The organism is Ruegeria sp. BF7, from assembly GCF_056538605.1.
Window position 1 is genome coordinate 43,722 of record NZ_JBQFTM010000021.1, and the last position, 12,403, is coordinate 56,124.

The window sequence follows — 12,403 nt, forward strand, 5'->3', positions numbered from 1 at the left end:
AAACTTCCCGGCTTTTCGAGTTTTTCAACAAAATCGGCCGCTCTTCCCTCTCTAAGTACCTCAGGTCGTTCCAATTCTGCGCCGCCTCTGAGGTCCGGTATGTGCCCAAAGTGGACCCGTCAATCTTGCGTTGTTGCCACTGATGATACCCTTACTTACATGCTTCAGGTCTTTAAAAGTTTCTTCAATGTTGCATTCAGTTGCCTGCTATTAAACAATGGTCTTTGGAGTATTTACTTACGGCGCTGACACAAACGACATCGAGACGAGGAGAACGGCAAGGGATGGGTTTTCAACGAATAGTGCGAAGCAGCATAGTGAGCTTCATAGCTGCGCAAATGCTGCTGGCAACGCAGCTTAGCACAATGGCGCAGGCAGAAATGCTCAGTACCAACGAGGTGATCTCTAGATACGAAACACATGCCGACCGCGATTTTTTGTTGAGTGAACTCAAAAGAAAAGAAATTCGTGACGAGCTTGTCGCAAGAGGAGTCGATCCCAAAGAAGCGGAAACGCGTCTTAAGGCACTATCGAATGAAGAAATTGCGTCAGTTTTGCACCAAATGGATCACGACACGGCTGGGGGCAATGGTATTGTTGGCGCGTTACTAACAGTGTTTATCATATTGCTTGTGACGGATCTCTTGTGTCTGACGAAAGTGTTCCCCTTTACCCGGTGTGCTGGCCGCTGAGCTGTTTTCGCCCTCTTCGATTTCGAGGTTGGCTCATAGGCTTCCTGCCAGCTTTACTGGTCGCATGCGCGCACACGCAGAAGCAAATACCGTCGCAGGTTGACGTCCCGTTTCGAGCCGAAGTTAAGGGCGTGCCACTTATTGAACAAAACGAGTTCTACTGTGGACCTGCGTCGCTTGCGATGGTGTTTCAGTGGTCGGGGCTGGACGTCACTCAAGACGAGGTGGCGGCTCAATCCTTTACCCCTGGGGCGAAAGGAACTTATCTCGCCGACATGGTCGGGGCCGCCCGTCGACATGCAATGCTAGCAGTTAGATTATCAACTGTAGAAGAGGTGCTTGACGAAGTTGCTGCAGGAAACCCTGTTATCATTTTTCAGAACCTTGGCTTGAGATGGGCGCCTCGATGGCACTATGCGGTCGTTGTTGGTTATGACTTGAATAGCGACAAGATCACCCTTCACTCAGGTGAGCATGAGAGAATGACGATGGATCTTCGGCTGTTTATGCGAACATGGCGGCGGGGGGATTACTGGGCGATGGTCGCTTTACCTCCCGACCAATTGCCGACAACAAAAAATCAATGGGAGATAGTGCGGGCGGCGGCAGCACTGGAACAGCTAGGACACACCCACGCCGCCGCTAAGGTTTATATAAATGGTAGTTCCCGTTGGCCCGACAATTGGATATGGGCATACGGGCTTGGCAATACACGGTACCAGGAAGGCGACCTAGAAGGCGCAAAGAAAGAGTTTGAACGTGCCGCTAGAATTAACCCTTCTCCGCCAGAAATTCACCACAATCTGAGGCTTGTTGTCCAGGAACTATCGGAGTCTGCCACAGGTTCGGATTGATAATTTTTTTGGCTTTTTTCTCTAGAAGCGACGCCAAATAGCATGGCTCAAAAGAACGTTTTGCTGGCCTTAGCCAAATCCCCATTGCTAAGGCACTAGGTGGAATAGCTCAAACGGCAGCTTCATCCGCATTGTGTGCGTTCAGCCAGCCTTTGATTTTGTGCTCTCAACGAACGGCAGGTTCAACGGACCTCGCCGCAGCATGGAGACTATGGGGTGAATGTCCGAAAAGGGCCGATAAGCCCGACAACAATTGACGCTTTTTTTGACAAGCCAGTCATGCTCTGGTGCAATCATGAAGGTGAATAAACCTGCGCTGGCCTACGGGGCTTTGTTGCTTGCAATGCTGATCAGTGCCGGGAACTTTTTGTTCGGAAATTTGGCAGTCAATGAAGTTCATCCGGTTGTACTGACTTTTTGGCGTTGCTTGATTGCAGCAGTATTTGTGCTGCCACTTGTTTTGAGGGGACGGGGCAACCCGTTCCAGCATTTCAAGGGCAGTTGGCTCCGTATCACAGTCCTTGCCTGCATAGGAGTGGTGGCTACGCCCTGGTTTGTCTATTCAGCACTCCGATCCAATGACCTGATAGATCTTGGTGCCGGATACACCAGTGTACCTTTGCTGACGATCTTGTTTTCTACACTGCTGCTTAACGAACGACTGCAACCTGTCCAATACCTGGGTGTCGCAATTGCACTGGTAGGAGCGCTAATTTTTGCATTTCGCGGTGATTTGGAAAATCTGGTCAATTTCAACCCGCATCTTGCCTTCCTGCTGATGATTGCCTCCAACGCCTGCCGTGGGCTTTACTTAGTGCTTCTTAAGAAATGGAATATGAAACCTAAGCCCGACGAGGGCCTGTTCGTGATTTTCGTCATTGGCATCACGGTTTTGCTGCCGTTTGTTTTGTTCGTTGAAGCAGGTACATCTCGGTTATTCGCCTATTCTTGGCAGGTCTGGGGCTCAATCCTGTTCATTGGAGTTGGAATGGGCGCCATCTACCTCCACTTGCTAAATTTTGGCACAAGTGAAGTTGGCGCGTCGACGGCTTCCTTGTTTGCATATCTTGTGCCGATTTTCGTTGCGATCGAAGCCGTGACTCTAAAGGGCATGCACCTTCAGCTCTATCAAGGCGTTGGTGGTGTGCTGATTATCGCTGGAGTTCTGATTGCAACGCGGCTGCACCTTCGACCAACCCCTGCGGACCATCCGCCCCATTGATGCAGGTTTTGCCAAAGACCATAGGTTCAGCATCGATTTGGCTAGCGCTGTCGGAATTGAAGTATCTTGCTGTACTGCGCGATCCGCCACAGACGACAATCAGTCTGACAAACCAGTTTTCCATTGCTTATACCTGTGCTTCACACGTCTACCCCTATCGACGATGCTCACGAAGCCATCGACCGGCGTAAAGGCAGTACCGCGCGAATTGGCAGGTGTTGGGGCTGACTACCCGGCATCACTGCGGCTTGGCGCAATTTTTGGATGGTGTATTATTGTAGCCACCCCGGTCTGTAATCTGAACTAGGCTGGATGGGATGCTATTATGCAAAGTGTGATTGATGACTGTTACCAATGACCTCAAATGGCCAGAAGAGCACAGCTGTCACTGTGCCTTTAATTGCTGGACGCTGGCTTAAAAAAGTTGAGCAAAATCAGTGCTTGATTGTGCCTTTAATTTCTGGACTGTATCATTAATTACCGGACTGTACCCTTAATTCCCGGACGGATTGTCCTGTGGATAAGTCGCGTGGGGATGATCTTGTCTAATGAAGTAGAGAACCCAGAAGAAAGAGCGCTCGCAGTTGAACGGGCCAATGCGTTGCGTCCAATACTGGAACTTGAGGAGTCAGGGCAAGATATAGGACCGCTACTGTTGGAAGCGGCCAAGATTATGGGCGTTTCGAGAAGCACCGCTTGGGATTTTTACCGCCGTCTTAAGATTAATGATGGGCGCGCGAGCTCCTTACTCCCTAAACGACGCGGTCCGAAGCATGGCTCACGTCGCCTGGAGCCAGATGTAGAAAACACTATCGAGCGCGTTCTACGTCAACACTATCTCGTTCCAGAACCCCCAAGCTTTCTGAGGATCGTCAGCGAGATCTGGGCGGAGTGCGCAGCGAGAGGCTATCGTCTTCCCACTCGGCGTACGATCAAGTCGCGTGTCGACGCTATGGATCAACGCGAGGTGATGCGGAAACGGAAAGGCGCAAAGGCGGCGAGGCAAGTTTTCGAGCCGAGGGTAGGGGCCTTGGATGTGGAGCGCCCTTTAGACGTTGTCCAAATCGATCACACTCTGGCTGACATTATTCTTGTCGATCAATTCGAGCGTAAACCTTTGGGGCGACCCTGGTTGACTCTCGCCATCGATGTCGCGACCCGCGTTGTTCTGGGCGTACATGTGAGTTTTGATACACCGTCAGTCTTGTCCATCGGTTTGTGTCTGCACCATTGCGTGCGAACGAAGTCGATCCGCGCGCCAGAGATACTGGAGGAGTTGTATTGGCCTGCTGCTGGGATTCCGCAAGCCGTTCATGTTGACAACGGGCGGGATTTCCGAAGCGACGCCTTCCAGTCGGCCTGTGCAGATTGGGGAATCTCAATCGAGTACAGGCCACCAGGTCGCGCGCATTATGGCGGCCATATCGAACGTCTGATAGGGACAACCATGGGCGCAGTTCATGTACTTCCGGGAACAACGCAATCATCCCCCAAGAACAGGGGGGATTACGACAGCTCTGATAATGCGGCAATGACATTGGAGGAGTTCGAGGATTGGCTGCACTTAGAGATATGTCGCTATCACAACACCGGCCACGGCGGATTGGGGCGAGCACCGCTGGCGGTTTGGTCAGACCTCGGTGGTGATGGCGTAGGCAGAAAGGTTGTCGATACCGAGGCGTTTCGCATCAGCTTCCTTCCTTTCGAACGTCGGCGTCTCGCTCGAACCGGGATCAAGCTGTTTTCTGTCGGCTATTGGAGCGACGCATTTGGTCCAATGATCGGTCGTGGAGTCGGGAAGGTTACTGTCAAGTACGACCCTCGCGATATGTCCCAGATTTGGGCTGTAAATGACGAAGGACGGACCATAGTAGCGCGCTACAAGAACCTGTCGCGGCCACGGATTTCGCTTTGGGAGTCGCGGCGTGCGCGCGCGATATTTCACGAACGCCAAGGCGGGACGATCCCGGAGTCGATGCTGTTTCAGATTATTGAAGAACAAAGGCGCATCGCGCACGCGGCCAAGCAGAAAACCCTGGCAGTGCGGCTGGAGGGAGAACGTCAAGCGCGACTTCCTAACGACAAAGCCAAACGCGATCCATCCCGCGAGATGTTCGCGATCGATACCAGTAATCCGGATCTTCCTACTTACCCGATAGATGACATTCATGGAAACAAACGAAAGACTTGATTTAGTCCGCAGTGACCGGTGGATCGCATTCGACCGTGCAAATATTGTTCTCAACAGGCTCACTTCCCTCATGGAGATGCCAAAACAGTCCCGGATGCCGGGCCTCATGGTTTACGGCAGTTCAGGGATAGGAAAGACCATGATCGCTAAGCGTATGGAAAGCCTGTACCCAACCCAATACGAAGCAGATATTGGTGTCACCCGAACACCGATCCTATTACTGCAGGCGCCACCAGCACCTGATGAGAGGCGCTTTTATCAGCACATTCTGGCATCGATCGGCGCGCCCATGTGGGGCCGGCATACCGTATCCGAACTGGAGGTGCGCGCCCTCAGCCATTTGCGCGACATGGACCTGAAGATGATCATGATCGACGAAGTCCACAACTTGCTGGCGGGCAGCTATCGTGAGCAACGGCGTTTCCTGAACATGCTGCGGTTCCTCGCCAATGATCTCTGTGCATCTCTCGTCGTCTTTGGTGTGAATGAAGCGGTCGACGCCATTCGCGGCGACGAACAACTGGCCCGACGACTGGACGAGCATTTCTTGCCTCTCTGGGAGGACGATATCGAGTTCTCTCGTCTCATCCAGACGCTGATCGCCGCGATGAAATTGGAGCGCGGATCCAGCCTCAGTATGCATTCGCTTCGGACCATTCTGGGTGTGACTGGCGGTGTTACGTCGCGGGTATTCACGATGGTCAAGGCGCTTGCGATAGACGCTATCGAGACAGGCGAGGAGCGTATCACGGATGAGGCTGTTCAAGCCTGGCAACCAATCTGGGCTAAGCACAGCTGGAACATCCGAAGACAGCCAGTTCCAGCGTTTTAGTGCCTCCTTCTCCGTTGCCGAGGCGTCCACCACCGCTACAAGACGAATTGTTATCAAGTTGGGTCAGCCGACTTGCTGCTGCCAACTATTGCTCTGTTCCTGAATTGCTTGGCTATCTCGGGTTTTCGGGTGATAAGCCGCCGGAGACCAGTCACGATCTGCGAGGCGCAAATATCGATCGGTTCGGTACTCTGGCTCATCTGCCGTCGAGTGACATACAGGGCATGTTGCTCAAGCGTCGCGCAGGGTTTCCAGTCGAATGTGTGCCCTGTTCAGACTTTCAGTACTGTCCGACATGTACGCAGAAAGTGCCTGGAGTTTCCCTGCGGCACTGGCGCTATGCTTGGTCTATGATCTGCAATTCTTGCGGTACTGGCCTGTTACCTCTCGGCACGGCGCCAGGTGCAGAGTTTAAAGTTCCGGCACGGTTGGAAGTCCGAGCTTCAAAGGGTGCAGCCTGGTTGGAGCAATTGTATTGGCGCAGCAGTCAGCATGTTGGCCGGAAATTGGACTTGGCGCTGCAGGTGGTACGGGTACTTGCGCCAGAGCTTCGTCACGCGGGGCTCTGCTCCAAATCCCGCCATGACCGGTATACTATGCTCGCTGCTGTTCACCTATTGATGACGCGACCATTGGTGGCCGTATCTATTGCGATGCGTCGTGATCCTGCAGCACGGGATAGGCTACGCATGGCATTCCCGGTCAACGCAATTTATTGGATCAACTCGTTCACCTTTCATGCAGTTCGCCAACCCGGGCGAAAGATGATCGTAAAAATCAGAAGGCCTGGTTTCCGGCACGAAAATCCGACAACACAACTAAACCCGATTTTCTGACAGCGGCGAAAATAGCAATCGAACAACTCGGTGTGAATGCGGACCGTGCAGAGTTGCTCCGATGTGCGGATCGCACCCTCGAAAAAAGTCGCCGCTAGCCTGTGGATATCCGAGAATTAAGGGCACAAAATTGGGTCAAATGTTCCAGCATGTATCTGCGTCCAGTAATTAAGGGCACAATGACAATGCGCCAGGAACTCAGCGTTGGTCGCTTCTTCGATTGCGCGCTCGCGGCGATCATCGACGAATACTTAACAACCCACCTGTTGAGAGTAGCGTGGTCCACCCGCACGCCGCGTTCGGCCATGATCTCTTCCAAATCACGGTACGACACTGTGTACCGCAAATAGAAATATACAGCGTAAAGAACTGCATCCTTGGGAAAGTGGCAGCCTTTCAGAGAGATCATACTTAAAACCTGTTCGAAAACTATTCGACAGGAAGAGACTGCGAAACCTGAGTGCTCGTCAATCTCAGTTCAAAATTTGCGACACAACCGATGAACGTCCGGAAAGGGCCGTCTCCGAAATCCAGCGGCAATGGAGAAGGGGCCAATACCGCCCCGCGGCAAGGAATGATGCATGAATAAACAACTACTGTGGCCAGTTCGCACTGGAATGGCCTCGATAGCCCAGACACGAACTTCATTCATTAACTTTTGGCTTCCAATTGGCTTGTTTCATAGCGTCGCCAAGTTCCACCCCGTATTCTGGATTCGCAAATAGTCTTTGAAACAAAATATCCACCCTACTGTCAGGCCATTCACGCGAGAGTTTATCTGACATAGCTTGAGCTTCACTTTCGTTCCCCAGCATCTGATGAGCCGCCATCAGATAGGCGACAGAAACAGGGCCGACTGGGCCACCCTTTTGGGTCACCTGCTCAAAGGCGGAAACGGCACCTTCGAAATCCTTCAGATGGAACTTTGCAGACCCCATCGCGTTCTGAAACACATAACCTCGGTCCAAATCTATTTTCGACAGTGCGTCTTCGCTGATCGCCACGACTTTTTCGAACTCACCTGAGTACAACAGGATCAATGACACGAACTCCAGCACGTGCACGTCGTTTGGTGCCAACCGCTGCGCCCTGTACGAGAACTCCATAGCTTCAGGCCAATTACCCTTGGTAAATTCGACCCAGGCCTTTGCAGATTGGCTCCACCCCATTTCGGGTGCCAATTCAATCGCCCGGCTGGCCTGTGTGTCCGCGTAACGCAGCAAGTCGCCGGTTGGATCAGCGTCCGGTGTAACCAGCACTATCGTTGCTGCAACCTGCGCGGCTCCTGCATGGCCTCCGAAATAGCTGTCGTCGTTTTCGATTGCCCCCTTGAATATCGTCAGGGCTCCGTTCAGTCGCGCGGGCTCCAAGGCCGGAAAGATCAAATCGCGGCCCGAATTGGCCAGGTTCACGGCCTGAAGCCGCATGGGGGATGCATCAAATATCGCGCTGCGCTCATCTTGGCTCAGGCTATCGACTGGCAGGCTGACTGGAACCCCACGATTTGTCGACATTAACGCAATTGCCACAGCAACACAGATTATAAGGAAAACCCCTGCAATCCCAATGAACGGGCGCGGCCAGGTGTAAGTCTTGGTTTCCGTCTCAGGTATTTCGGGCTGATCCGTCCCGGGCGATTTAATCGATATCTCAGGTGCGTACCCGCCTTTTGGCAGATCGAAAACAGTGACTTCATCGCGGCCATCTTCGACATAATATTCGGCCAGCTTGCGACGCAGGCGACCGGCGTCCACCCGCACCACATTTTCTCTTCGCGCCATCTCGGACATGGTCGCGCCGTAGACATCCATGGCGATTGTTTTGGCACGGATGTCATCGGCTCGACCGCTGATTGATTCCTCGACGACGTAGATAAGAAAGTCCTGCAGTCGCTGTGATCCAGCGAATGTCTGGGATCCGACAAGTCGCTGAAGCGCGACCCGCACATCTTTGGCGTCAGGCGTTCTACCACCACTAATACTAGTCGATGTGCTTTTGGATAATTCCATTTTTTCAGCAAGTTACATCTCTGATTATACCGTATTATGCCCCGATAAACCTTTTGTGAGAAGTGAATTCGGCCAACAATTCGGGGAATCTGTTGATTAGTCGAACGAGCGTCGAATTTGAAAGGTTACGTGCTTGATACCCTGTTTCCGAACCACCAAGCCGCAATTGCAGACTTACGGCGCGCGGACACGGTGTTCGATGAGATTTGCCGGGACTACCAGCTTCTCAGCGACGAGTATCTCTCCATGAATGATGAGCCGGCAAGCCAATCGTACCAGTTTGCCTGCGATATCCGCGAAACCCTGGATGGTCTTCGGGATGAAATCGCCCAGTCACTGCGGCGCGCAGGTAAGATGTAATTCGAAAATGGGGAAGGGATACCGATGAGATCAATATTTAAACATGCCTCGGCCATGGTGCTGATGGCTGGCGCGAGCTTTGCTCAGGATGCGCCCATCATTCATGACGGAGAGTTCCAGTTTCTCCGCGCACAATTTGGCGATCAATGGGATGCTCAGGATACGGAAATCGACGCAAAGCTTGCAGAAATCCGTGACGCCAATGACGGCAAGCCCCCTAATATTCTCTACATTCTGATCGACGATGTCAGCTTCGGTCAGATGGGCAACCGGACGATGAACTATGTCACCGGTTTCGATACGCCCAACATCAACGATTTTGCCACCGAAGGCATGTCCTTGATGAGGATGTATACCGAGCCATCCTGCACGCCAACACGAACAGCGATGTTGACAGGTCGTCATCCGGCGCGCGCGGGCGTGGAAGAGGTCAAGGTTGCGCTGGTCGGTGAAGGTCTTGCGGCCGAAGAAGTCACGATTGCCGAAATCCTGAAGGAGGAAGGGTACAACACCGCGCATGTCGGGAAATGGCATCAGGGCGATATTGAACAATCCTATCCGCACAATCAGGGGTTTGACTGGGCGGCCTTTCCTTTGCACCAGCAAGTTCAACTGAGTCTGATGATACGGGACGCAATGGTCGCCAACAACATGCTTGGCTACCATGCGTCGGGTCAGTCCAACCAGTTTCAGTTGGATCAACGGTTCAAACCCTACGGTCTGGTAACTGGCGTTGAAGGTGAAGCTGGTGGTCTTGCCCGCGAAGTCGATATGGCACCGGGCGAGGAATGGACGCAGGCGAAATACGAAGAAATGAACCTGCGCTATCAGCGTCAGGCATTGGAACAGCTGGAGAAGCTGGCTTCGCAGGACGATCCGTTCTTCATGCAGTACTGGCCGCTCTATCCGCTAAACTTTGCCTATCCTGATGAGGCCGTTTCCCGCAACGGCGGCTTCCATGCCGACAAGTTGCAGATCCTGGACGGTTGGATCGGCGAGGTGCTGGCCAAGCTGGATGAAACCGGAAAGGCAGACAACACCATCGTCATGATCATGGCCGACAATGGCCTGATGTATCATTATGAGGGGACTTCCGGCCTGAACCAGCTGATTTACCGCGGCGGCAAGACGCAGCATCTTGAAGGTGGTGTGCGTACCGATGCCTTCATCCGGTGGCCCGGCGCTATCGAGCCCGGCAGCGCGGCGGGTGACATTGTGCATGTCTCAGACCTGTTCACCACCTTTGCCCGGATCGCAGGTGCAACCGACCGCATTCCGCGCGACCGTGTAATTGACGGTATCGACCAGACCGCGCTGCTGCTTGAAGGCGAAGGCAACTCGCGCCGCGACTATGTTTACGTATATGAAGGACCGATCTTGCGCTCAGTAGTCAAGCAGGAGTTCAAAATGCACCTGCCTGCCCCCGGCCAACCCGGCGCAGCGGCTCCCGTGTTCAATGTCTACCGCGACCCACGCGAGGAACATCCCCTTATCGGGTACTCCCTATGGTCCGGGGCGTCTTTTCAGGACATGGTCAAGCGCCATCAGAAAACCATTGCCAAACACCCGCATCTGCCACTCGGAAAGGGTGTTCCTTATGAAGGAATCGAGAACCTTCGCCCTGAAAGCGAACTAACCAGGGAAGTCTTTTCTAGCTGGCAATAACGAACTTGGGACGGTGGTGGCAAAGCCACCATCTCATCAATCGCACGAGAACTTTTCAGGTACATGATGGCCAGCCATTTTTTCATTCATTCTATCCTGACGTCCGCGTTGCTGATAGCGGGTAGCGCTGCCGGAGCAGAGGAAAACGCGTCAAACCCATTGGCTGCGGTCAACAACACGGACATTCGCTATCAGTATTTTGATCTGGAGGGCGGCGCAGACCGTCAGGATGCATTCATTGATGGCGCATACATGCTGCGACCTGATCTGAAATTGAAATATGAGCTCCATTACAATTCGACGAATGCGACCGGGGAGAGGTTCAACGGGTTTGAAAAGACCAGCTTCAAGCTGATCTATTTCCCGTCACAAAAACCCCTGAATGGCACTTGGGCCGTCAAATCCGCGCTCGGGCTGGAGTGGATCCTTGATTTTGGCGACCCCGAGGAAGGTATAGGCACCGGGTCGGATCAGATCGCCCCGTTTGGTGGCTTTGCCTTTGCAAACACAAACACTGGCATGACGCTGATCCCTTTGGTCCAGCATTTCGCATCGTATAATGGGTCGACCGATGTCAGCCAAACTGCAATGCGCCTGATTGCGCTTCAGCCGTTCGGTGATGGGTATTGGGCCAAAGCAGATATCAAAGCGCCATATGATTGGGAAAACGACGCCTGGCCTGCAACCGCTGAGCTTCAGATTGGCAAAAATCTCAGCCCCGGTATTGCCCTCTATGCAGATGTGTTGATCGGGATCGGCGCTGATCGCCCTTATGACCAAGGCATCGGGATCGGCCTCAGATTCAACTACTAAGTTTCATGAACCCCAAGGACAAAGCTATGTCTCACCTCTCACTACTCGGCGCAATCACGCTTGCGACCGGCCTTCTTACGCTGCCGACACTTGCCGGTGCTCAATCACTGCCCGCGCCGGATCAGGACGAAACCGGCTGGCGTCATGGTGCAGCGTTCTATCTGTTCACACCCCTAAGAACCACAGGGACATCGACCGTGGCTGGACAATCCGCTGACTTGGATCTGGATCTCGGTGACGTGCTGGACGTGCTCGATTTCGCAGCGGCCGGACGGTATGAGGCATGGAATGGGGATTTTGGAATAATCGTCGACGCGAACTATGTTGGCATCGAACAAGATACCTCGCTGCCTGGCCCTTTGGGTTCCGATCTCAATGTCGACGTGCGCCAAAAATGGTTTGGTATTCTGGGTGCTTACCGCATTGTAGACTCTGTATACGGAGTCGATGATCAGCGCTATACGATCGATCTTCAGGGGGGCGTTAGATACAACTCTATTCGTCAGGAGATCGGTATAACCACACCGGGCCCGGGAAATCCACCTGTTTTAGGTGGCGATCAGGATTGGATCGAACCTGTAATCGGCGCGCGCGGTATGTGGCGCCTAAATGAGCAATGGACCGGAATTGCTTCTTTGGAGCTTGGCGGTTTTGGCGCCGGTGGGAATGACCTTCAGGTCGGTGTGAATATCGGATTCGATTACCAACCCTGGGAGAAAACGGCACTCACATTTGGATACCGCTACTTCAGCGTCGACTATAGCGATACGCTGAGTTCCGGAGAATTCGCCTATGACGTCGAACAGCACGGGCCATACTTTGGCATCAAGTATTTCTTCTAGGGTCAGGACTCATAGCCAATAGATGACGAGTGCTGCGAGGGCGATGGCTGACAGGAAGACCTTCGGGCACCTGTCGTAGCGGGTCGC

11 protein-coding genes and 1 pseudogene are annotated in these 12,403 nt (G+C 53.1%); 10 read left to right on the forward strand and 2 right to left on the reverse strand.

Features of this window, described 5'->3' with window-relative positions; translation table 11 throughout:
* The first annotated feature begins 284 nt into the window (after positions 1-284).
* The 6 genes from ACR0IK_RS22480 to ACR0IK_RS22505 all read left to right on the forward strand — a co-directional run bounded on the left by ACR0IK_RS22480 (position 285) and on the right by ACR0IK_RS22505 (position 6,627).
* Positions 285-692, forward strand: a complete 408-nt coding sequence (locus ACR0IK_RS22480) for a PA2779 family protein (protein ID WP_480596846.1) — start codon at positions 285-287, stop codon at positions 690-692.
* Positions 693-823: 131 nt separating this feature from the next.
* A complete protein-coding gene (locus ACR0IK_RS22485; RefSeq protein WP_480596844.1) occupies positions 824-1,546 on the forward strand; it encodes a PA2778 family cysteine peptidase in 723 nt (240 codons plus the stop codon).
* A 295-nt stretch (positions 1,547-1,841) separates the two neighbouring features.
* Positions 1,842-2,768 carry a DMT family transporter gene (locus tag ACR0IK_RS22490; RefSeq protein WP_480596842.1) on the forward strand — a complete coding sequence of 309 codons (927 nt, stop codon included), beginning with the start codon at positions 1,842-1,844 and terminating at the stop codon, positions 2,766-2,768.
* Between the two features lie 541 nt (positions 2,769-3,309).
* Complete coding sequence (locus tag ACR0IK_RS22495; RefSeq protein WP_480643364.1) at positions 3,310-4,959, forward strand: transposase; 1,650 nt, start codon at positions 3,310-3,312, stop codon at positions 4,957-4,959.
* Positions 4,937-5,791 (forward strand): TniB family NTP-binding protein, encoded by an 855-nt coding sequence (locus ACR0IK_RS22500; RefSeq protein ID WP_480643365.1) that lies wholly within the window; start codon positions 4,937-4,939, stop codon positions 5,789-5,791. The genes ACR0IK_RS22495 and ACR0IK_RS22500 overlap by 23 nt, the downstream gene beginning before the upstream one ends.
* Positions 5,791-6,627 carry a TniQ family protein gene (locus tag ACR0IK_RS22505; protein ID WP_480643366.1) on the forward strand — a complete coding sequence of 279 codons (837 nt, stop codon included), beginning with the start codon at positions 5,791-5,793 and terminating at the stop codon, positions 6,625-6,627. Before ACR0IK_RS22500 ends, ACR0IK_RS22505 begins: the two co-directional genes overlap by 1 nt.
* Positions 6,628-6,811: 184 nt before the next feature.
* On the opposite strand, the pseudogene ACR0IK_RS22510 reads toward ACR0IK_RS22505, so the two are convergent.
* Both ACR0IK_RS22510 and ACR0IK_RS22515 read right to left on the reverse strand, forming a co-directional pair.
* Positions 6,812-7,036, reverse strand: a pseudogene (locus ACR0IK_RS22510) (IS6 family transposase); the annotation flags it as partial.
* A gap of 235 nt (positions 7,037-7,271) precedes the next feature.
* Entirely contained in the window at positions 7,272-8,573 is a 1,302-nt protein-coding gene (locus ACR0IK_RS22515) for a tetratricopeptide repeat protein (protein ID WP_480597304.1), read from the reverse strand.
* 192 nt (positions 8,574-8,765) lie between these two features.
* On the opposite strand from ACR0IK_RS22515, the gene ACR0IK_RS22520 reads away from it, so the two are divergent.
* The 4 genes from ACR0IK_RS22520 (at position 8,766) to ACR0IK_RS22535 (ending at position 12,316) form a co-directional block, all read left to right on the forward strand.
* Entirely contained in the window at positions 8,766-8,996 is a 231-nt protein-coding gene (locus tag ACR0IK_RS22520) for a hypothetical protein (protein WP_171212846.1), read from the forward strand.
* A gap of 24 nt (positions 8,997-9,020) precedes the next feature.
* Positions 9,021-10,661: a sulfatase-like hydrolase/transferase gene (locus tag ACR0IK_RS22525; protein ID WP_171212847.1), complete on the forward strand. Its 1,641-nt coding sequence runs from the start codon at positions 9,021-9,023 to the stop codon at positions 10,659-10,661.
* Positions 10,662-10,769: 108 nt separating this feature from the next.
* The gene (locus tag ACR0IK_RS22530) at positions 10,770-11,474 is read left to right on the forward strand and encodes a hypothetical protein (RefSeq protein WP_480643367.1); all 705 of its coding nucleotides are present in this window, start codon (positions 10,770-10,772) and stop codon (positions 11,472-11,474) included.
* Positions 11,475-11,500: 26 nt separating this feature from the next.
* Complete coding sequence (locus tag ACR0IK_RS22535; RefSeq protein WP_480643368.1) at positions 11,501-12,316, forward strand: hypothetical protein; 816 nt, start codon at positions 11,501-11,503, stop codon at positions 12,314-12,316.
* Positions 12,317-12,403 lie beyond the last annotated feature (87 nt).